General features: G+C 69.8%; 18 protein-coding genes. 13 read left to right on the top strand and 5 right to left on the bottom strand.

Features of this window, described 5'->3' with window-relative positions; genetic code table 11:
* The first annotated feature begins 17 nt into the window (after nt 1-17).
* From M4486_RS09575 to nrdE, 4 genes are all read left to right on the top strand, one after another.
* A complete protein-coding gene (locus tag M4486_RS09575) occupies nt 18-1,673 on the top strand; it encodes a Gfo/Idh/MocA family oxidoreductase (RefSeq protein ID WP_249480910.1) in 1,656 nt (551 codons plus the stop codon).
* Nucleotides 1,674-2,433: 760 nt separating this feature from the next.
* Nucleotides 2,434-2,691 (top strand): glutaredoxin-like protein NrdH, encoded by a 258-nt coding sequence (gene nrdH / locus M4486_RS09570; protein WP_200502733.1) that lies wholly within the window; start codon nt 2,434-2,436, stop codon nt 2,689-2,691.
* Between the two features lie 29 nt (nt 2,692-2,720).
* Nucleotides 2,721-3,119, top strand: coding sequence for a class Ib ribonucleoside-diphosphate reductase assembly flavoprotein NrdI (gene nrdI, locus M4486_RS09565; RefSeq protein ID WP_200502729.1), 399 nt, complete (start codon nt 2,721-2,723; stop codon nt 3,117-3,119).
* Between the two features lie 5 nt (nt 3,120-3,124).
* Entirely contained in the window at nt 3,125-5,257 is a 2,133-nt protein-coding gene (gene nrdE, locus M4486_RS09560) for a class 1b ribonucleoside-diphosphate reductase subunit alpha (RefSeq protein ID WP_249480909.1), read from the top strand.
* A 128-nt stretch (nt 5,258-5,385) separates the two neighbouring features.
* On the opposite strand, the gene M4486_RS09555 is transcribed toward nrdE, so the two are convergent.
* Complete coding sequence (locus M4486_RS09555) at nt 5,386-6,366, bottom strand: NAD(P)-dependent oxidoreductase (RefSeq protein WP_283257973.1); 981 nt, start codon at nt 6,364-6,366, stop codon at nt 5,386-5,388.
* Between the two features lie 99 nt (nt 6,367-6,465).
* On the opposite strand from M4486_RS09555, the gene M4486_RS09550 reads away from it, so the two are divergent.
* From M4486_RS09550 to M4486_RS09525, 6 genes are all read left to right on the top strand, one after another.
* Nucleotides 6,466-7,548, top strand: a complete 1,083-nt coding sequence (locus M4486_RS09550; RefSeq protein WP_249480908.1) for a D-2-hydroxyacid dehydrogenase — start codon at nt 6,466-6,468, stop codon at nt 7,546-7,548.
* Between the two features lie 81 nt (nt 7,549-7,629).
* Nucleotides 7,630-8,463 (top strand): IclR family transcriptional regulator, encoded by an 834-nt coding sequence (locus tag M4486_RS09545; protein WP_249480907.1) that lies wholly within the window; start codon nt 7,630-7,632, stop codon nt 8,461-8,463.
* A 124-nt stretch (nt 8,464-8,587) separates the two neighbouring features.
* A complete protein-coding gene (locus M4486_RS09540) occupies nt 8,588-9,991 on the top strand; it encodes an MFS transporter (protein WP_249480906.1) in 1,404 nt (467 codons plus the stop codon).
* A gap of 114 nt (nt 9,992-10,105) precedes the next feature.
* Nucleotides 10,106-10,534, top strand: a complete 429-nt coding sequence (locus tag M4486_RS09535; RefSeq protein WP_249480905.1) for a DUF485 domain-containing protein — start codon at nt 10,106-10,108, stop codon at nt 10,532-10,534.
* Complete coding sequence (locus tag M4486_RS09530; RefSeq protein ID WP_249480904.1) at nt 10,531-12,117, top strand: solute symporter family protein; 1,587 nt, start codon at nt 10,531-10,533, stop codon at nt 12,115-12,117. The genes M4486_RS09535 and M4486_RS09530 overlap by 4 nt, the downstream gene beginning before the upstream one ends.
* Nucleotides 12,118-12,256: 139 nt before the next feature.
* Nucleotides 12,257-12,733: a VOC family protein gene (locus M4486_RS09525; RefSeq protein WP_249480903.1), complete on the top strand. Its 477-nt coding sequence runs from the start codon at nt 12,257-12,259 to the stop codon at nt 12,731-12,733.
* Between the two features lie 32 nt (nt 12,734-12,765).
* Here M4486_RS09525 and M4486_RS09520 read toward each other — a convergent pair whose 3' ends face one another.
* Together M4486_RS09520 and M4486_RS09515 are read right to left on the bottom strand one after the other, a co-directional pair.
* The gene (locus M4486_RS09520; protein WP_249480902.1) at nt 12,766-13,407 is read right to left on the bottom strand and encodes a response regulator; all 642 of its coding nucleotides are present in this window, start codon (nt 13,405-13,407) and stop codon (nt 12,766-12,768) included.
* Nucleotides 13,395-14,750 (bottom strand): sensor histidine kinase, encoded by a 1,356-nt coding sequence (locus tag M4486_RS09515; protein WP_249480901.1) that lies wholly within the window; start codon nt 14,748-14,750, stop codon nt 13,395-13,397. The genes M4486_RS09520 and M4486_RS09515 overlap by 13 nt, the downstream gene beginning before the upstream one ends.
* Nucleotides 14,751-14,985: 235 nt before the next feature.
* Between M4486_RS09515 and nrdF the strand changes: the two genes are divergently transcribed.
* Nucleotides 14,986-15,957: a class 1b ribonucleoside-diphosphate reductase subunit beta gene (nrdF, locus tag M4486_RS09510; RefSeq protein ID WP_249480900.1), complete on the top strand. Its 972-nt coding sequence runs from the start codon at nt 14,986-14,988 to the stop codon at nt 15,955-15,957.
* A gap of 144 nt (nt 15,958-16,101) precedes the next feature.
* Here the strand turns inward: nrdF and M4486_RS09505 are convergent, their stop codons facing one another.
* Nucleotides 16,102-16,839: a helix-turn-helix domain-containing protein gene (locus tag M4486_RS09505; protein ID WP_249480899.1), complete on the bottom strand. Its 738-nt coding sequence runs from the start codon at nt 16,837-16,839 to the stop codon at nt 16,102-16,104.
* 475 nt (nt 16,840-17,314) lie between these two features.
* Between M4486_RS09505 and M4486_RS09500 the strand changes: the two genes are divergently transcribed.
* Nucleotides 17,315-17,677, top strand: coding sequence for a hypothetical protein (locus tag M4486_RS09500; RefSeq protein WP_249480898.1), 363 nt, complete (start codon nt 17,315-17,317; stop codon nt 17,675-17,677).
* Nucleotides 17,661-18,581 (top strand): CPBP family intramembrane glutamic endopeptidase, encoded by a 921-nt coding sequence (locus M4486_RS09495; RefSeq protein ID WP_249480897.1) that lies wholly within the window; start codon nt 17,661-17,663, stop codon nt 18,579-18,581. Before M4486_RS09500 ends, M4486_RS09495 begins: the two co-directional genes overlap by 17 nt.
* A 40-nt stretch (nt 18,582-18,621) precedes the next feature.
* On the opposite strand, the gene M4486_RS09490 is transcribed toward M4486_RS09495, so the two are convergent.
* Complete coding sequence (locus tag M4486_RS09490; RefSeq protein WP_249480896.1) at nt 18,622-19,236, bottom strand: hypothetical protein; 615 nt, start codon at nt 19,234-19,236, stop codon at nt 18,622-18,624.
* Nucleotide 19,237 lies beyond the last annotated feature (1 nt).

The following is a 19,237-nucleotide window of genomic DNA, read 5'->3' as shown; positions in this document are numbered from 1 at the left end:
CGAGGAGAACCGCCCGCATGCCGAGGATCCTGAACATCGCCGTCATCGGTGCCGGAACGATGGCGCAGGCCGTGCATCTGCCCGTGCTGCGCCGCCGCTGGGACCGCTTCGCGGTGACCGCTCTCGTGGACCACTCGCCGCGGCGTCGGCGCGAATCGGCCGACGTCTGGGGCGTCGAGGAGGAGCATCGCTTCGAGACCGTCGCCGACCTCATCACCGCCGTGCGCGCGAAGGACGTCGCCCTCGATGCGGCGGTCCTCGCGACCGACGGCCTGCACGTCGAGGATCTCCTCCTGCTGCTGCGGCGCGGGATCCCCGTGCTCGTCGAGCCCCCGCTGGGGTACTCCGCGCAGGAGGTCGCCAGGATCAGCGACTTCGAGCGGCTCGTGGGCCGACGTCTGGTGATGATGGCCTACCCGCAGCAGTACGACGAGGTGCTCGAGGAGGTGGTCGAGAACATCCGCGCGCGCGACGTGCGCATGATCGACCACGAGGTGCTGATGCCCGCCTCCGGCCCCCTGTTCGGACGCGCCCACGTGACCGCCTCGGCCTATGACCTGCCCTCCGAGAAGCGCCAGGAGCGCCGCAAGACCCTGCAGGAGGCCGTCGTCGCCGGCGCGGGGGAGGGCGCGACCCAGCGCGATCGCGACCTCTACGTGAAGGGGCTGCTCACGGGCATCGCCCACCAGCTCGCCATCACCGAGCGCATCTACGGTCCGCTCACCGAGCTCACCGCGGTGCGCCACTGGCCCAAGGGCGTCATCCCCGGTTCGCTCGAGCTGCTGGGTGAGCTCGAGGACGGCGCTCCCGTGCGCCTGGTCTGGCACTACCTCCCCTTCGCCCCCGAGTACTCGGAGACCTACGAGGTGCTCTCGGCCCGCAAGCGGATCGACCTCGCGCTCGAGCCGCCGTCGTTCGTGGACTCGCGCTCGCGCAGCTCCCTGCGCGAGAAGGAGCACGGCCGCGTGGTCGTCACCTCCCGCTCCTCCGATCTCGGTGCGGCCGAGTCCATGTGGGAGGCCTTCCACGAGTTCGTCGAGAAGGGCAAGGAGCCCCATGCCGGCGCGACCGAGGCCCTCGCCCAGGTCGAGATCCTGCGCGAGGTCCTGAGGACCCTCGTCGAGGCCGACGGACGATCCCTCGAGGCGGATCCGGAGGACGAGGCCTCTGACCAGGAGGAGGTCTCGGAACAGGCGGCGGACGTCGGCACGACCGAGGGCCCCGGCGAGGCTGAGGACTCCGACGAGCCCGTCGCGGCGCCTGAGGCGTCCGCCGACGGCGACGTCGCCTCTGACGCCGACTCCGTGGCCGAGCCGGACGGCTCGGAAGCCGCGGCCGCGTCGACCGCATCGGCCGAGGATGCGGCCGCATCGTCGGCCGAGAGCACCTCCGTGCGGATCGGTCCGCTGACACCGGTGCCCGGCACCGGCGAGATCCCGCCCGCGGCACCGACCGAGGACCTCTCCTCGGCCGCCGATCAGCTCGAGGCGGCGCGGTCGGCGCAGCCGGAGGCGACGAGCGCCGCAGTCCCCGAGTCCGGGGGCGAGCCGCATCAGGCCACCGCTGCCGGCATCGATCGCACCGAGCCGGCCGACGGCGACGCCTGGGCGGCAGCGGCCGACGACGCCGCGGAGGACGGCCCGACGGAGGGCGAGGAGCCCCCGCGCTCCTGACCGGAGCCCCGCGCACCTGAACGGAGTGCCCGTGCTCCGGGGTCGAGCTGCGCCCTCATGTCGAGCCGCGTGCTCGTGGGCCGGGCGCGCACCCGGGACGGTGCCGCACGTCGTCCAGCGCCGCTCGATGTCTGCCCGGGCGCTGACCGGACCATGACCCGGTGTGCTCGTCGGCCCCGGCACGATCTGGCGTCGATCCTTCCCGTGACCGCTCGGTCGCACCGGGTCGGGGTGCCCCGCCGGCGAGGTTCTGACGACACGCCGAGAGGGCGTCCGACTGTGGACGAAGGGCCCCCGCAGGGCGGTCCGGAGGCGGCGCGGCACGACACGCCGACGACACGCCGATCCGATACCGATTTTCGGGGCGCGCGCCACTGTCCGACGGGTCGGCGGGGGTGCCGTCGTCCACCGTCGGACGGGGTGCATCGGGACGTTCCACAGCGCTGTCCACAGCATCCGCGCAGACGATGCGCGTTCGTCCCCAGCTGACCCACGTCCATCCACAGTCCGTCACCATCGGATTGTGGATAACAGTCTTGTAGTTCAGTACATCTTGTGGTGCAGACGTCGGGGCACCACTAGGTGTAGTGTTGGAGAGGTCGGCGCGGATCCCGTAGGGCACCGCTCGGCAGGCCGCGAGAACCCCTCGACGACCTCGTCGAACACCCTTCGATCCCCGCCCCACACACCCTCCTTCGCACACCGGATCCCGCAGCGCGGGCCCCGGCGACACGATCCCCACCGAGAAAGGCATCGCCCGATGGCCATCACCGTGTACTCGAAGCCCATGTGCGTCCAGTGCGACGCGACCAAGCGCGCCCTCACCAAGTCGGGCGTCGACTACGACGTCGTCGACATCACCGAGGACGCCGAGGCGCTCGCCCACGTGAAGTCGATGGGCTACGTGCAGGCGCCCGTCGTGGTCGCCGGTGAGGACCACTGGTCGGGCTTCCGCCCCGACAAGATCAAGGCCGTGGCGGCCGCCGGCGCCGAGGGCGCCCGCGCCGCAGCCATCTGAGCGCTCCCGATCATGCGGAGGTGAGGAGGATGGGAACCCTCGTCTACTTCTCCTCCGTGTCCGGCAACACCCATCGCTTCGTGCAGAAGCTGGACATGCCGGCCAGCAGGATCCCACTCCATCGCACGGAGGATCCCCTCGTCATGGACGAGGAGTACGTGCTGATGGTGCCGACCTATGGCGGCGGCAACGGACGCGGAGCAGTCCCGAAGCAGGTCATCAAGTTCCTCAACGACGAACGCAACCGGGATCTGATCCGGGGCGTCATCACCGCGGGGAACACGAATTTCGGCGAGGCCTACGGGCTGGCCGGCGAGATCATCTCGGCGAAGTGCCGGGTCCCGCACATGTACAGGTTCGAGCTGTTGGGCACGCCGCGAGACGTGCAGCAGGTCCACGACGGATTGGAAGAGTTTTGGCGACACTGACCGAGATGCCTTCGGTGGAGCATCACAAGTCCCTCGACTATCACGCGCTGAACGCGATGCTGAACCTCTACGGGGCCGACGGGAAGATCCAGTTCGACAAGGATCGTCTCGCCGCCCGTGAGTACTTCCTGCAGCACGTGAACCCCAACACGGTGTTCTTCCACTCGCTGCGGGAGAAGATCGACTACCTCGTCGAGAACGAGTACTACGAGTCCGAGGTGCTGGACCAGTACTCCTTCGACTTCGTCGAGGAGCTGTCGGAGCAGGCCTTCGCGAAGAAGTTCCGCTTCCCGACGTTCCTGGGCGCCTTCAAGTACTACACCTCGTACACGCTGAAGACCTTCGACGGCAAGCGGTACCTCGAGCGCTTCGAGGATCGCGTGGTCATGGTGGCCCTGACCCTCGCCCGCGGTGACGAGGAGCTGGCCCGCCGGATCGTCGACGAGGTGCTCGACGGCCGCTTCCAGCCCGCGACCCCCACGTTCCTCAACGCCGGCAAGGCCCAGCGCGGCGAGCTCGTCTCGTGCTTCCTGCTGCGCATCGAGGACAACATGGAGTCCATCGGCCGTGGCATCAACTCGGCGCTGCAGCTGTCCAAGCGCGGCGGCGGCGTCGCCCTGCTGCTCTCGAACCTGCGCGAGTACGGTGCGCCGATCAAGCACATCGAGAACCAGTCCAGCGGCGTCATCCCCGTGATGAAGCTGCTCGAGGACTCCTTCTCCTACGCGAACCAGCTCGGTGCGCGTCAGGGCGCGGGCGCGGTGTACCTCCACGCGCACCACCCGGACATCATGCGGTTCCTGGACACCAAGCGCGAGAACGCGGACGAGAAGATCCGCATCAAGACCCTCTCGCTGGGTGTCGTGATCCCCGACATCACCTTCGAGCTCGCGAAGAACAACGAGCCGATGTACCTGTTCTCCCCGTACGACGTGGAGCGCGAGTACGGCAAGCCGTACGCGGACGTGTCGATCTCCGAGAACTACCGCGACATGGTCGACAACCCGCGGATCGCGAAGAAGAAGATCAAGGCCCGCGACTTCTTCCAGACCCTCGCGGAGATCCAGTTCGAGTCCGGCTACCCGTACATCATGTTCGAGGACACGGTGAACAAGGCGAACCCGATCGCCGGCAAGGTCACCCACTCGAACCTGTGCTCGGAGATCCTGCAGGTCGCGACCCCGTCGCACATGAACAACGACCTCACCTACGACGAGATGGGTCGCGACATCTCCTGCAACCTGGGGTCGCTGAACATCGCCAAGGCAATGGACTCCCCGGACTTCGAGCGCACGATCAGCACCGCGATCCGCGCGCTGACGGCGGTCTCGGACACCTCGGACATCGAGTCCGTGCCCACGATCGCGGAGGGCAACCGCAAGTCCCACGCGATCGGCCTGGGGCAGATGAACCTCCACGGCTACCTGGCGCGCGAGGGCATCTTCTACGGGTCCGACGAGGGCCTGGACTTCACGAACATGTACTTCTACGCGGTCACCTACCAGGCCATCAAGGCCTCCATGGGGCTCGCCAAGGAGCTCGGGGAGACGTTCTACGACTTCGAGAACTCGAAGTACGGGACCGGCGAGTACTTCGACAAGTACACGGACCAGGTGTGGGAGCCGCGCACCGCGAAGGTCCGCGAGCTGTTCGCGAACTCGAACGTGCACCTGCCCAGCCAGGACGACTGGAAGCAGCTGCGCGAGGACGTGAAGACCCACGGCATGTACAACGCGTACCTGCAGGCGGTCCCGCCGACCGGGTCGATCTCCTACATCAACCACTCGACCTCGTCGATCCACCCGATCGTCTCCAAGATCGAGATCCGCAAGGAGGGGAAGATCGGCCGCGTCTACTACCCGGCGCCGTTCATGACGAACGACAACCTGGAGTACTACCAGGACGCGTACGAGATCGGCTACGAGAAGATCGTGGACACCTACGCCGAGGCCACCAAGCACGTGGACCAGGGCCTGAGCCTCACGCTCTTCTTCCCCGACACCGCCACCACGCGCGACGTCAACAAGGCGCAGATCTACGCATGGCGCAAGGGCATCAAGACCCTCTACTACATCCGCCTGCGGCAGATGGCGATCGAGGGCACCGAGGTCGAGGGCTGCGTCAGCTGCATGCTGTGACGCTCCGCGAGCTCTGATCGGAGCCCCGGGCGCCGTCTCCGGACGGCCGACGGGCCACGACGGGCGGGTCTCCTTCGGGAGGCCCGCCCGTCCGTGCGTGCGGGGTCTGGCAGTGGGCTCCGGCGCAGTCAGCCCCGCTGCTCGGTGAAGCGCCGCGTGGTCGCGAGGTCGCGGTCGCCCAGGCCCGCCTCGACGAGCTCGTCGAACGCCGCGCGCAGGGCGGGAAGGAGCGCGCCGTGGGTGCCGGTCGCCTCGGCGATCTCGCCGGCGAAGCGCAGATCCTTGACCATGTACTTCGCGACGCCGGAGGGGGAGTCGTCCCCGCTCACGAACTTCTCGCGCCGCGAGGCCATGAGGTTCGAGCCCGCGTAGCCGCCCTGCAGCAGCTCGAAGAGGGTCCCCAGGTCGAGGCCGCTGCGCTCGGCGAGCACCGTCACCTCGCCCAGCGCCAGCGCCGTGGCGCTGACGATCATCTGGTTGCAGGACTTCGCGACCTCGCCCGCCCCGAGCGGTCCCAGGCGCACCGGGTTCCCGCAGGGCGCGAGCAGTCGGGCGGCCTCGGCGGCGTCGTCCTCGGCGCCGCCCAGCATGATCGCGAGCGTGCCCGCCCGCGCGCCGTCCTCGCCGCCGGAGACCGGGCAGTCGACCACGCGCACACGGCCGTCGCTCTCCGCGGCCAGGCGCTCGCCGAGCTCGCGCACCTGCACGGAGGAGGAGGTCGAGCCGATCATCAGCAGCATCTCGCCGCCGGAGGCGAGAAGGCCGTCCTCGCCGCCCAGCAGCGGCTCGAGATCGGGCAGATCGGGGAGCATCACGAGGACCGCGTCGACCGCCTCGGCGAGCTCGCGCGGGGTCTCCGCCCACTGGGCGCCCTGCGCGGTGAGCTGCGGTTTCGGGGTGCGGGAGTGGACGGTGAGGGAGCCGTGGGCGCGCAGAAGGTGCTCGGCCATCGGCAGTCCCATGGACCCCAGTCCGAGCACGCCCACGCGCGGGGACCCGGGTCCGGGAGTCGTCGAGGACTCGGCGGGCGAGTTCTTCGCGTCCTCCGTGCCCTCAGCGGGCGCGACCGGGCGAGCGGGATCGGGGCGGACATCGTCGTCAGTGCTCATGGCCCGACCCTAACCCGTCGAGCAACGCAAGGAACGGTGTCCAACATATTGAACACGCGTTAGGGTGGTCCTGCTTCCCACCCGAGCGAAGGAGCTCCCATGAGCCAGACCCCTCCCGCTGACCGCGCGACGCCCGACGGACGCACGCGCGTCGTGGTCGCCGTCGATCTCCCCGAGGACCTGTGCGCGCTCATCGAGCGCAGCGAGCCGCGCGCCGAGGTGATCCGTGACCACGCGCTCTACCGCCCGCGCCGCGGACCCGCCGACTGGTCGGGCGACCCCGAGCATGTGCGCACGCCCGCGCAGCAGGCCGCCTACGAGCAGATGGTCGATTCCGCCGACGTGCTCTTCTCGCTGCCCGACGTCGACCCCGCGGCCCTGGCCCGCACCGTCCGCGCGAACCCGCGCCTGCGCTGGGTGCAGACGATGGCCGCCGGCGGCGGCTCCCAGGTGCGCGCCGCCGGACTCGCCTCCGAGGACCTCGAGCGCATCGCCTTCACGACCACCGCGGGTGTGCACGGCGCCCCGCTCGCCGAGTTCGCCGTGCTCGGGGTGCTCGCCGGCGCGAAGTCGCTCCCGCGACTGCTCGCCCAGCAGCGCGAGCACGAGTGGAGCGAGCGCTGGGAGATGCGGCACCTCGACGAGATGACCGTGCTCGTCGTCGGTCTCGGCGGCATCGGCAAGGCCTGCGCGGCGCGCTTCAGTGCGCTCGGCGCCCACGTGCTGGGCACGACCCGCAGCGGCGAGGCGGTCGAGGGCGTCGACGAGCTCGTGCCGATCGACGACCTCGCGGCCGCCGTCGCCCGCGCCGACGCCGTCGTGCTCACCCTCCCCGGCACCGACGCGACCGAGGGCCTCGTGGGCGAGGAGGTGCTCGCGAAGGCGCGCCCGGGGACGATCCTCGTGAACGTCGGACGCGGCACCGTCGTCGACGAGCCCGCCCTCCTGCACGCGCTCGAGGACGGCCGCATCGGCTTCGCCGCGCTCGACGTCTTCGCGACCGAGCCGCTGCCCGCGGCGAGCCCTCTGTGGGATCATCCCCATGTCCTGGTCAGCCCGCACACCGCCGCCCTCGACACCCGCGAGGAGGAGAGGATCGTGCGGCTGTTCGTGGACAACCTTGCCCGCCACCTCGACGGGCGCCCGCTGCGCAACGCCGTGGACACCGTCGAGTTCTACTGAGTGCGGCGGCGCGACGGGCCGACGGGGGAGAGCGCCCCGCGCGGTTCCCGCCGCGCCGACCGCGCAGGGAAGGGGAGCGCCGTGGCGCCCCAGAGCACGAAGACCACCCGCCGCGAGAGCCCGTCGGACGAGCCTGCGCCCGAGCGCCCGTCGACCGAGCCCCGCGATCCCTCGCCCGCCGTGACCCGCTCCCTGCGGATCCTCGGGGCGCTGGAGCGGGCGCGGGGACCGCTCACCCTCTCCGAGATCTCGCGCGAGGTGGGCATGGCGAAGTCCTCGGCGTCCAACATCTGCCAGGCGCTCGAGAACGAGGGCATGATCGATCGCGTCGAGAGCGGATACCGGCTCGGGATCCGCACCGCCGAGCTGGGCGGCGCCTTCGCCTCCCAGTTCAACCAGGTCCGCGAGTTCTTCGCCGCCGTGGAGGGTGATCCCGTGCTGCGCGGGCACGTCGTCCAGATCGCGATGCTGGACGCCCCCGACGCCCTCTACCTCGCCCGCCACGAGGGGCGCCGCCAGCGCCTGGGCACCCCGCTCGGCTCCCGCCTGCCTCTCATCCACTGCGCGGTCGGCAACGCCATGCTGCTCGCCATGGACGACGCCGAGGTGGGCGCGGTGCTCGGTGCCGCCGATTTCACGCCCACCACCGAGGAGTCGGTGACCAGCCCCGAGGCGGTGCGCGAGAAGATCGGCGCCGGTCGCGGGCGCGGATACGCGATCGACCGCGGCGAGTCCTTCCCCGGTATCCACGGCGTCGCCGTCCCGCTCGAGCCCTGGCAGCCCGGTGATCCGCGCATGGCCGTGGGCGTCGCGCTCGCCGCCTCCGAGGCCGGCGACGCCGTGGTCGACGAGCTCGGCGCCGCGCTGCTGACGCTCGCCGACGCGCTCACCAACCCCCTGTCGCGCCGCCCCTGAGATCAGAGCGTTCAACGGGTTGCACTGCGTTCGCGAATGAGTACAGTAGGGCCATCGGCCGGCCCCGTCGGCCGCGCCCGGTCCGGCTCGCTCGGGCCGCCCCGCCCGCATCGAAGGAGATGCCATGAGCTCGACGCCACGCTCCGCCCGCCCCGAGGGCGCCCAGGACATGCCCGAGGCCGAATACGCCGCGAACCTGCGCCGCGCGACGCTCTCCTCGTCCATCGGCAGCGCGATGGAGTACTTCGACTTCGCGATGTACGGGCTGATGACCGCCCTGGTGTTCAACACCCTCTTCTTCCCCGAGGGCAACGCCGCGATGAACACCGTCGCCGCCTTCGGGATCTACGGGGTCGGCTTCGTGGCCCGGCCCTTCGGCGGCCTCTTCTTCGGCGCCCTCGGCGACAAGATGGGCCGCAAGACCATCCTCGTGATCACGGTGCTGCTGATGGGCGGCGCCTCGACCCTGATCGGCGTGCTGCCCACCTTCCACTCCGCCGGATACGTCGCCCCGATCCTGCTGGTGATCCTCCGCCTGCTCCAGGGCTTCGGCGCCGGCGCCGAGCAGGCCGGCGCGACCGTGCTCATGGCCGAGTACGCCCCGGTGCGTCGGCGCGGCTTCTTCTCCGCCCTGCCGTTCATCGGCATCCAGGCGGGCACGCTGCTCGCCGGGCTCGTCTTCTCCCTGCTCACCCTGCTGATGCCCGAGGACGCCTTCCTCTCCTACGGCTGGCGGCTGCCGTTCCTGGCCTCCTTCGTGCTGATCCTCATCGCCCTGTTCATCCGGGCGCGGCTGCGCGAGACCCCCACCTTCGTCCAGCTCGAGAAGCACGAGCAGATCGCCGACCACCCGATCCGCGAGATCTTCACGACCGGCCGCCCGGGCGTGGTCGTCGGCATCGGCCTGCGCATGGCCGAGAACGGCGGCAGCTACATGTTCCAGTCGCTCGCCCTGGCCTTCGTGACCTCCGCGGCGATCGGGCTGGACAAGGGCGCCGTCGCCTGGGGCGTGACCCTGGGCAGTCTCATCGGGATCTTCTCGGTGCCCCTCACCGGCCACCTCTCCGATCGCTTCGGGCGCGTGCCCGTCTACCGCTTCGGCGCCGTGTTCATGCTCCTGTACACGTTCCCCGCCTGGTACCTGCTGTCCGTGGGGACCGAGGCCGTGGCGATCGCCGTGATCGCCATCGGCATCGGCGTCGCCGTGAACTCGATGCTCGGCCCGCAGTGCTCCCTGCTCCCCGAGATGTTCGGCGCCCGGCACCGCTACCTGGGTGTGGCGATGGCCCGCGAGATCTCCGCCGTCCTCGCGGGCGGACTGGCCGGCGTCCTCGGCGCGGCGCTGCTCGCCTGGACCGACAGCAACTGGATCGTGCTCGCCGTCTACATGGCGACCCTCGCCGCGATCACCACCGGCGCGACCTTCCTGGTGCCCGAGACCCGCGGCCGGGATCTTCTGAAGGAGACCGACGCCCTGCGGCTCTCCGAGGAGGAGCACGACCATCGCATGGCCGCCGCGGCGCGCTGACGCGGGCGACACCCGGGACTCCTCCGGCGCCGGAGGTGTGATGCACGATACATTGGGTGCATCGCGGTCTCCTCCCGCGATCCCCCTGTGCACGTCCGAGCGAAGGAGCCCGGCATGTCAGAGTCCGCATCCCTGCCCGATCCCAGATCCTCGGGCCGCGACCCTCTCGGAGATCCCTCCTCCGTCGGCGCCCGCAGCCTCGCCGTCCAGCAGTCCGAGGACTTCCAGCGGCTGCGCCGCTCGTTCCTCACCTTCATCGTGCCGATCACGGTGCTGTTCCTGGTCTGGTACCTGCTGTACGTGATCCTCGCGGGCTGGACCCACGAGTTCTTCGCGATCAAGGTCGCCGGCAACATCACCGTGGGCCTGCTCTTCGGCTTCGGCCAGGTCATCACCACCTTCGTGATCACCATGCTCTACCGCTGGTGGGCCGACAAGCGCTACGACCCCCATGCCGAGGCGATCCGCGCCGAGATGGAGAGCGGGGAGATCCTCGAGGACTCCGCCCGCCCGGCCGACGGGCAGGAGGGCGAGCTGCGATGAGCCACGAGATCAACCCCGTCATCAACATGATCGTGTTCGCGCTGTTCGTCGCGTTCACGCTGTTCATCGTCTTCCGCGTCTCCCGCCAGAAGGCGAGCGCCGCCGAGTTCTACGCCGGCAACCGCTCGTTCTCCGGACCGCAGAACGGCATCGCGATCTCCGGCGACTACCTCAGCGCCGCGAGCTTCCTGGGCATCTGCGGGGCGATCGCCATGGCCGGCTACGACGGCTTCCTCTACTCGATCGGCTTCCTCGTCGCCTGGCTCGTCGCGCTCCTGCTGGTCGCCGAGCTGCTGCGCAACACCGGCAAGTTCACGATGGCCGACGTCCTCTCCTTCCGCCTGAACCAGCGCCCCGTGCGCCTGGCGGCGTCGCTGACCACCCTCGCGGTCTGCTTCTTCTACCTCATCGCCCAGATGGCGGGCGCGGGCGGGCTCGTCGCCCTGCTGCTGGGGCTCGAGGGCAAGCTGCCGACGGCCCTGACCGTGGTGGTCGTGGGCGTCCTGATGATCGTCTACGTGATCGTGGGCGGCATGAAGGGCACCACCTGGGTGCAGATCATCAAGGCGGTGCTGCTCGTCGTCGGCGTCGCGATCCTCGCGATCATGGTCATGGGCCGCTATGGCTTCAACTTCTCCGCCGTGCTGGATCAAGCGATCGCGATGTCGCCCGACGGCGAGGCGATCCTCACGCCGGGCCTGAAGTACCCCAATCCCGTGGACTTCCTGTCGCTCGGGCTCGCGCTGGTCCTGGGCACCGCGGGCCTCCCGCACGTGCTCATGCGCTTCTACACCGTGCCCAGCGGCAAGGAGGCGCGGCGCTCGGTGGTCTGGGCGATCTGGATCATCGGCATCTTCTACGTGCTCACCCTGATCCTCGGCTACGGCGCCGCGGCCCTCGTCGGCCCCGAGGTGCTCGGGGATCCCGCGACGCCCGGCGGGGAGAACGCGGCGGCCCCGCTGCTCGCGCTCGCCCTCGGCGGACCGGTGCTGATGGCCGTGGTCTCCGCGATCGCCTTCGCGACGATCCTCGCGGTGGTCGCGGGCCTCGCGATCACGGCGGCCACGAGCTTCGCGCACGACATCTACGCCTCCGTGATCCGCGGCGGCGAGGTCCCCGCGGACGACGAGGTGAAGATCGCCCGCTGGACCGTCGTCGCGATCGGGATCCTCGCGATCGTGGGCGGCGTGGTGGCCCTCGGGCAGAACGTCGCCTTCCTGGTGGCGCTCGCCTTCGCGGTCGCCGCGAGCGCCAACCTGCCCACCATCCTCTTCTCCCTGTTCTGGCGACGATTCAACACCGGCGGCGCACTGTTCTCGATGATCGGCGGGCTCGCGGCCTGTCTCATCCTGATCGTGCTCTCCCCGGCCGTCTCCGGCAACGAGAAGGCGATGTTCCCGGGCGCCGACTTCGACCTGTTCCCGCTCTCGAACCCCGGCATCGTCTCGATCCCGCTGGGCTTCCTGCTCGGGATCGTCGGCACCCTCGTCACCAAGCCCGCGGCCGAGCACGACGTGAAGGCCGCCGAGATGGAGGTCCGCGCGTTCACCGGCGCCGGGGCGGAGGGCGCGTCGGAGCACTGACCCGCGCCTCCGTGCCGTACGGCGGACGGTGCACGTCACCGCATGTTCCGAGGAGCGGAGCGGACCTGGTGCCTCAGCACGCGTGAGACGCTCGGGGCGACCGACCGTCCATCCCCGCCGTCCCCACGGAGGAACGCTCATGGCGCCCACCCTGTCCGGTATCCACCACCTGAAGCTGCCCGTGCGCGACCTCGACGAGGGCATCGCCTGGTTCGCCGATTCCCTCGGTGCCCGGCACGTCGAACGGTTCGACCACCACGACGAGACGGGCACCCGGTACGCGGTGATCGTGCAGCTGCCGGGCCTCGACGTGCCCGTGGAGCTGCGCGAGGCGCCTGCGGCAGCAGCAGCGCTCGACGGATACGACCCCGTGACATTCGGCGTCGCGGACCGGGCGGCACTCGATCTGTGGGTCGAGCACCTCGACGCGCGGGGCGTGGCCCACAGCCCGGTGATCTCCGGCTTCATCGGAGATCTCATCGAGCTGCGCACTCCCGACGGCCTCGCTCTTCGTCTCTACACGGACCCGGCCGGTGGCTTCGACACCGTGGACCTCGACCCCGAACGCGCGGAGATCTCCTCGCCGCATGTCGCGCACGGGACCACGGATCGCTGAAGGGCGGGTGGGCCGCGGCGCCTCGCCGATTCTCACCCGCCCAGCAGGGTGAGCACGGCCATCACGCGCCGGTGGACGCTCGCGTCGGGGCTCAGCCCGAGCTTCGCGAACAGGCGCTGGGTGTGCTTCTCGACGGCGCCCTCGGTGACCACGAGGCGCTCCGCGATCCCGGCGTTGGTGAGGCCCTCGCCCATGAGCTCGAGGACCTCGCGCTCGCGCGGGGTGAGCTCGTCGAGAGGGGAGCGGCGCTGGGAGGCGAGGACCTGCGCGATGACGTCGGGGTCCATGACCACGCCGCCGCCCGCCACGCGCTCGACGGACTCGAGGAAGCGGCCGATGTCGCTCACCCGGTCCTTGAGCAGGTAGCCGGTCGCGGGGGTGCCGGCGCCGATCAGCTCGGCCGCGTAGGCGACGACGACGTACTGGCTGAGCAGCATGATCGGGGCCTCGGGCCAGCTGCGGCGGATCTCGTGGGCGGCGCGCAGGCCCTCGTCGCTGTGGCTCGGGGGCATGCGGATGTCCGCGATCACGAGGTCGGGCCGGTGCTCGAGCGCGCGGGCCACGAGCTCCGTGCCGTCGGCCGCGGAGTCCACGACGTCGTGCCCCGCGTCCTCGAGCAGCAGGCGCAGTCCCTCGCGCAGCAGGGCGGAGTCGTCGGCGATCACGAGGCGCACGGGATCACCGCCTCGATCCGGGTGCCCTGTCCGGCGGGGGAGTCGACCTGCAGCGTCCCCTCGAGCGAGGCGACGCGGCCCGCGAGCCCGGCGAGGCCATGGCCGGCGGAGATGCTCGCGCCGCCGCGGCCGTCGTCGACGATCACGGTGCGGGCGCTGCCCGCCTCACGGCTCACGCGCACCTGCACGGCGCTCGCCCCGGAGTGCTTGGCGGCGTTCGCGAGGGCCTCGGACACCACGTAGTAGATGCCGATCTCCACGTGCTCGGGGAGGTCGATCTGCGGGCAGTCGACCGTGGCGGGCACGGGGCACAGGGCGGCGCGCTCGGCGAGGGCTGCCGCGAGGCCCCGGTCCACGAGGATCGGCGGTGCGATCCCGCGGGAGAGCCGACGCAGGTCCTCGAGGGTCGTGCCCAGCATCTCGCGGGTCTCCGCGAGGATCCGCCGGGCGCGCTCGGGGTCCGACGGGGCGAGGCGCTCGGCTCGGGCCAGGTCCATCGTCGCCCGCACGATCCCCTGCTGGGGCCCGTCGTGCAGGTCCCGCTCGAGCCGCCGTAGGGACTCGGACTCCGCGGCGCGGCCGGCGTCGCGGGACTCCTCGGTGCGGGCCAGGCGCTGCTGCTCCTCGAAGCGGGAGCTCAGCAGGCCGTAGCCCACCGCATGATGGACCGAGGTCACGCCCCGGGCGACGGGGTAGGCGGTGAGCAGGAAGAACAGGCCGCCCGCGAACTGCAGTCCCAGGTCGATCCCGGTGGCCAGGGCTCCGTCGAAGCCGAGCAGCTCGCCGAGCCCGTTCATCTCGCCCGCGGGCAGGACGAGGCGCAGGATGATCGAGGCGAGCGGCGCCAGCACCGTCCCCAGGGCTCCTGCGAACCACGCGACCATGACGGGGAACGTGACGGCGCTCAGCAGCAGGTGCACGAGGGTCCACAGGCAGTCCAGCCACGACTGAGGATCCGCGAGCGGGGTGAGCATGCGGCGCACCCAGCCGGCGTCGGGCGCCGCGCGTCGGCGCATGGGCCGCGGCAGGGGGCGCTGCAGCAGGATTCGCTGCATGCCCCGCTCGGCGCCCGCGAAGCCCCGGGCGACCATCAGGGCGGCGATGAGGATCGGCAGTCCCACCCAGACCACGACCGTGCCCACACCCACCGCCAGCAGGGTGATGGTCAGGACGAACCCGACGATGCCGAGCACGAAGGCGGGGACCGCGTAGAGGAAGGCGCGCACGATCGTCCCCGCCCAGTGGGCGAGGAAGCCGCGGCGCCGGTCGGCCTCGGGTGCGCCGTCGGCGGGCATCGTCGATCCTGTGGTCGAGGCGGGAGCATGCGTCGAGGAGGAGGTCATGGCTCGAGTCTTGTCGTCGGGAGGCCGGAGCCCCATCCTGTCACCCGGCCGATGCGCTGTCGGGCTGGCCCGACGAGGCCCCGATGGGGGACCGATCCGACCGCGACGGAGCCCCGACGGTCGACTCCGCCACAGACGCGCTGGGCGGCCTGGAGGTCCGCCCGGGAGGTCCCTCACGGCACCTAGACTGGGGAGCGACGACCCCAAGCATCCCCAGAGCGAACGTGAGGCAGCGGTGAACTCCGATCACCTGAAGACGTCGGTCCAGGCCATCAACTGGAACCGCATCCCCGACCCGAAGGACAGCGAGGTCTGGGACCGTCTGACCGGGAACTTCTGGCTCCCCGAGAAGGTCCCGATCAGCAACGACATCCAGTCCTGGGGCCGCCTCACCGAGGGCGAGCAGACCCTCACCATGCGCGTCTTCACCGGCCTGACGCTGCTGGACACGGTGCAGGGCACCGTCGGCGCGGTCTCGCTCATCCCCGACGCGGTGACGCCGCACGAGGAGGCGGTGTACACGAACATCGCGTTCATGGAGTCCGTGCACGCGAAGTCGTACTCGCAGATCTTCTCGACCCTCTCGCACACCAAGCAGATCGACGAGGCCTTCCGCTGGAGCGAGCACAACGAGGCGCTGCAGAAGAAGGCCCGGATCGTCATGGGCTACTACCAGGGCGACGACGCGGAGAAGCGGAAGGTCGCCTCGACGCTGCTCGAGTCCTTCCTCTTCTACTCCGGCTTCTACCTGCCCATGTACTGGTCCAGCCACGGCGAGCTGACCAACACGGCCGACGTGATCCGCCTGATCATCCGCGACGAGGCCGTGCACGGCTACTACATCGGCTACAAGTTCCAGAAGGCGATGGAGAAGGCCTCCTCCCAGCGCCAGGAGGAGCTCAAGGACTACACGTTCTCCCTCCTCATGGACCTCTACGACAACGAGGAGGAGTACACCGAGGATCTGTACGACCCGGTCGGCTGGACCGAGGACGTCAAGATGTTCCTGCGCTACAACGCGAACAAGGCGCTCATGAACCTCGGCTACGACCCGCTGTTCCCCCAGGACCAGACCGAGGTCAACCCCGCGATCCTCGCGTCCCTCTCCCCGAACGCCGACGAGAACCACGACTTCTTCTCGGGCTCCGGCTCGAGCTACGTCATGGGCAAGGCCGTCGACACCGAGGACGACGACTGGGACTTCTGATCCGCTGACCGCGCACGTCGCCGGTGATCCCCGCCGACGGCGCGCACGCGAGGCCCGGACCTGCAGCCTTCTGCGGGTCCGGGCCTCGCGTATGCTCCGTCAGAGCCCGCCCCAGTGGCTCGGCACCGGACGCGACAGCTCTCCTCAGCTGCCGGTCTCGTCCGAGGAGCCATCCTCCTGCGAGAGGCGGAACGCCTGTCCGAGGGCTTCGATCTGCGCAGGATTGTAGAGGTCGGGCAGCGACTGGTAGAGGGCGTGCAGCGCCTCGCGTTCGCGCACATTCGTCGGCCGAGGCGGAGTGCGAGTGCCCGGGTAGTCCTCGTGGATCCCGCGCAGCACCATCGCCAGCCGTATGGCGACGGCACGGATGGCTTCGGCGCCGGCATCGGCCGGAAGCTCGTTGAACCCGATGTCGGCGTCCTGGTGGTGTTCGGCGATCTCGCGCAGGTCTCGCATGCCCCGTTCGTCGTAGAGCAGTGCGCTGATGGCGATCACCGCCCGGTCTGACTCGGTGAGACTGTCCGCGATGGATTCGAACCCTACGGGGACGTCCGGTCCGGTGCGGTGAGCAAGCAGCTCGGCGAGGTCGGCCCGGATCTTCTGCTGACGTTCGATGGAGGCGGAGAGCCGTGCGTCGAGCGAGCGCACGGTGTCGAAGAACAGGTCGTCCGAATCGATCGTCGACCGGATCTCCGCCGTTGACATCCCCAGGTCCCGGAGCTGTCTGATCTGCAGCAGGCGCACCAGGTGGGCCGTGCGGTACTGCTTGTAGCCGTTGGCCGTCCGCGCGGGCTCTTCGAGCACATCGGTCGCGTGGTAGTGCCGAATGGCCTTCACGGTCGTGCCCGCGAGCTCCGCGAGTCGGCGCGTGCTCCACGCCATCAGCGGTCACCAGGGGGAGCAGACATAACTCCATCCTCGTGGATGAGCGAGGGAATCGGAAGCGCTTCCTTGACCGTGCCCCCAGGGCACGGTTTCCGATGATGGTGCACATACCCGCCATCGCGTAGGAGCCCCCACATGACCGGCACTGGACGGAACTCCGATCGGATCGAGGTCCAGGAGGTCTCGCGCGATCCCGCCTTCGCGCGCCCGGCTGACTCGCCCGGCTGGACCCGACCGGCATACCTCGTGCCCGCTCACGGCCGGTGCGACGACTGGGCGCGCAGTGACAACCGGACCTCCCTCGTCCGGTTCGGCACTCAGCATCAGACCGCGGCCAGCGTGCTGCTGCCGGGGCCGGCCACCGGACCCAGTGCCCCGGCCCACCACGCTCAGGCGCGATCTTTCGCCGAGGGGGCCCTGCTGTCCGATGAGCCTCTGCTCCCCCACGGCCTGGACCGGACACGGAGCCACGATGGATGACTCGCTCATCTACGAGGGCGCGATGCAGGTCGTCCCCCTCCTGCTCATCGCGCTGTTTCTGGACAACCGCGCGAACACGCCCGAACTGCGCAGCCGACTCGGAAGGGCTCTGACGCGGTTCCAGGACCGAGCCATCGCCGTGCTGAGTCTCATCGCGTTCTTCATCTCGATGTTCGTTCTCGTCGGCGCGGTGCCCGTCACCGCCCTCACCAACGCGATCGTCGTCGCGGCACTGAGCGGCTCGATCGGGCTGCTGTTCGGCACCATCTGGCGACGCTTCGCCACCACCACGGATGACGGCTCCGCTCCGTCCAGCTCACACTCCCCGAAGGACCATCATGACCACGACTCCTGACCCGTCCCTCACCAACACCTCGAGCGCACCCTCTTCCGTCGATGGGAATCGTCCTTTCGGCGCGCACCTGTCGATGCGGTGGTGGGTCCCGCTGGTGCTGACGATCGTCGTCGTCGCGGCGATCTACGGCCTCCAACTGCTGCTGGGCGGTGCCGCCGCCATCGTCGAGGTCGCCCTGCTGGGCAAGGATCCCGATGGCGCCTCGCTGACCCCTCTGTCCTTCCTCGCGACGAATCTCGCGACCATCCTGATCGCCCCGCTCGCGCTCCTCCTGCTCGCCAAGGCCGGGCGGGTGCCCTGGCGATCCGCACTGAGCGCCGGGCGGGCTTTCCGGTGGCGTCGGCTGGTGATGTACGTCGGCCTCTTCGCGGTGCTGATGGTCCTCGCCAACATCGCGGTCCAGCTGATCAACCCCTCGCCGCTGTCCTTCTTCGCCGTCTCCGGCACGACCATCGCGCTGCTGGTGGTGCTGGTGCTGACCACGCCGTTGCAGGCCGCGGCGGAGGAAGTCGCTTTCCGCGGTGTCCTCACCGCCTCCTACGCGTCGTGGATCCGCGCTTCCCGCCCCGCGCTGATCGTGGGCATCACCGGTTCGAGCGTCCTCTTCGCCATCGTCCACACCAGCCTGGATCCATGGATGATCCTGAATTACCTGGGCCTCGGGGCGAGCACCGCGGTCATGGCTCTGCTGAGCCGGGGCCTCGAAGCTTCGATCGCCTTCCACGTCATGAACAATGTCTTCGCCTACGGCATCGGCGCCCTGTTCGCCGACGGCGGCGGCATCGCCCAGGACCGCAGCAGTGGCGCCGGCGGACCGTACATGCTGGTGTTCCTCCTCGCGGAAGCCATCGCCATCGTCACTGTCTGGCAGCTCGAGAAGCACCGCACCCGTCATCAGCGCTGAAGGCCCTGCACGCGGGAGAGCCCTGACGGCGCATCGAGGCTCAGTGCAGGAACAGGGCTGTGACGGCCTCGACCAGCGCAATGACCAGAAGCAGGATGATGATCATCGGATAGAGGCGCAGGTTGTCCTTGACGCCGGCGAGGTACCCCTCCCAGGCCGATGACAGATTGCGTCGGCGGTAGCCGAAGGTCGATCGCCAGAGGATGATCGATCCCAGCATCGCCAGGACATAGGCCTGGAACTCGATCAGCAGCACGGGCGAGACGGTGATCACCGTGATCAGCTCCTCGAGTGTTGTCGGCGCGTACGGCATGCCGATGAAGATCGCCCGTGCGATCGTCGCGACCACACCGAAGAAGGGAACGATGAGCGTGGGCAATGTCGTGGTCCCCAGTGCTGCGAACAGGAGGTTGGAGAGGAGAGTCAGCAGTGCGGGTCCGACGATGCTGCCGCTGCTGTAGGCATCGACGACCAAGGACGACCCGGGCGAGCTGAGGAAGGCCTCGGTGTTCCGGTGGCCGATCTCATGCAGACCAGGGATGTAGACGGACGCGATCATCGCCATCAGCAACGTGCCGTAGACGACGAGATTGGACACCAGGTACGGGTACCAGTTGGCGCGCAGGACTGTTCGGAAGCTGTCGAAGATTCGCATG

The organism is Brachybacterium kimchii, assembly GCF_023373525.1.
Taxonomy (GTDB): Bacteria; Actinomycetota; Actinomycetes; order Actinomycetales; family Dermabacteraceae; genus Brachybacterium; species Brachybacterium kimchii.
This window is presented reverse-complemented; position numbering and strand designations above follow the sequence as displayed.

Bases quoted from the DNA above. Each gene is read 5' to 3' on its own strand.
- M4486_RS09575 (WP_249480910.1), top strand. From the start codon at position 18: ATGCCGAGGATCCTGAACATCGCCGTCATCGGTGCCGGAACGATGGCG.
- nrdH (WP_200502733.1), top strand. From the start codon at position 2,434: ATGGCCATCACCGTGTACTCGAAGCCCATGTGCGTCCAGTGCGACGCG.
- nrdI (WP_200502729.1), top strand. From the start codon at position 2,721: ATGGGAACCCTCGTCTACTTCTCCTCCGTGTCCGGCAACACCCATCGC.
- nrdE (WP_249480909.1), top strand. From the start codon at position 3,125: ATGCCTTCGGTGGAGCATCACAAGTCCCTCGACTATCACGCGCTGAAC.
- M4486_RS09555 (WP_283257973.1), bottom strand. From the start codon at position 6,366: ATGAGCACTGACGACGATGTCCGCCCCGATCCCGCTCGCCCGGTCGCG.
- M4486_RS09550 (WP_249480908.1), top strand. From the start codon at position 6,466: ATGAGCCAGACCCCTCCCGCTGACCGCGCGACGCCCGACGGACGCACG.
- M4486_RS09540 (WP_249480906.1), top strand. From the start codon at position 8,588: ATGAGCTCGACGCCACGCTCCGCCCGCCCCGAGGGCGCCCAGGACATG.
- M4486_RS09535 (WP_249480905.1), top strand. From the start codon at position 10,106: ATGTCAGAGTCCGCATCCCTGCCCGATCCCAGATCCTCGGGCCGCGAC.
- M4486_RS09530 (WP_249480904.1), top strand. From the start codon at position 10,531: ATGAGCCACGAGATCAACCCCGTCATCAACATGATCGTGTTCGCGCTG.
- M4486_RS09525 (WP_249480903.1), top strand. From the start codon at position 12,257: ATGGCGCCCACCCTGTCCGGTATCCACCACCTGAAGCTGCCCGTGCGC.
- M4486_RS09515 (WP_249480901.1), bottom strand. From the start codon at position 14,750: ATGACCTCCTCCTCGACGCATGCTCCCGCCTCGACCACAGGATCGACG.
- M4486_RS09505 (WP_249480899.1), bottom strand. From the start codon at position 16,839: ATGGCGTGGAGCACGCGCCGACTCGCGGAGCTCGCGGGCACGACCGTG.
- M4486_RS09500 (WP_249480898.1), top strand. From the start codon at position 17,315: ATGGATGACTCGCTCATCTACGAGGGCGCGATGCAGGTCGTCCCCCTC.
- M4486_RS09495 (WP_249480897.1), top strand. From the start codon at position 17,661: ATGACCACGACTCCTGACCCGTCCCTCACCAACACCTCGAGCGCACCC.
- M4486_RS09490 (WP_249480896.1), bottom strand. From the start codon at position 19,236: ATGCGAATCTTCGACAGCTTCCGAACAGTCCTGCGCGCCAACTGGTAC.